This is a genomic window from Vibrio sp. 2132-1 (assembly GCF_033344315.1).
In genome coordinates, this window is the sequence record NZ_JAWPON010000859.1 from 1 (window position 1) to 518 (window position 518).

The 518-nt window shown below is 47.3% G+C and carries 1 protein-coding gene; it reads right to left on the reverse strand.

What is annotated here, in order from left to right:
- Nucleotides 1-518 (reverse strand): aldehyde dehydrogenase family protein (locus tag R8N47_RS28410; protein WP_318186508.1); only part of this gene is annotated, 518 nt, incomplete at both ends.

The following is a 518-nucleotide window of genomic DNA, read 5'->3' on the forward strand; positions in this document are numbered from 1 at the left end:
GCGATTTCTCTAGGTCCGCGGATTCATCAACAAAAATGTGACTGATACCAAAACCGCCGATGATCACTGGAATTGTGCTGTTCTCTTTACACATTTTGTGCAGACCAGCTCCACCACGTGGGATGATCATATCAACGTAGTCATCCAGTTTAAGCAGTTGAGAAACCAGCTCGCGATCTGGCTTTTCAATGTACTGTACTGAAGCGGCTGGCAAGTTTGCTTTTGCAAGGGCTGATTGGATAACTTTCACAAGTTCCATGTTAGAGAAAAACGTCTCTTTACCACCGCGTAGGATGCTGGCGTTACCCGTTTTCAGGCACAGTGCGGCAATGTCGATGGTCACATTTGGACGCGCTTCATAAATCACACCCACAACACCAAGTGGTACACGGCGGCGAGAGAGAGACATGCCGTTTTCTAGCACTTTACTGTCGATTTCGCTGCCCACAGGATCGTTTAGGCTGATCACATTGCGAACATCATTTGCAATGCCCGTTAAGCGTTCTTCATTCAACAGT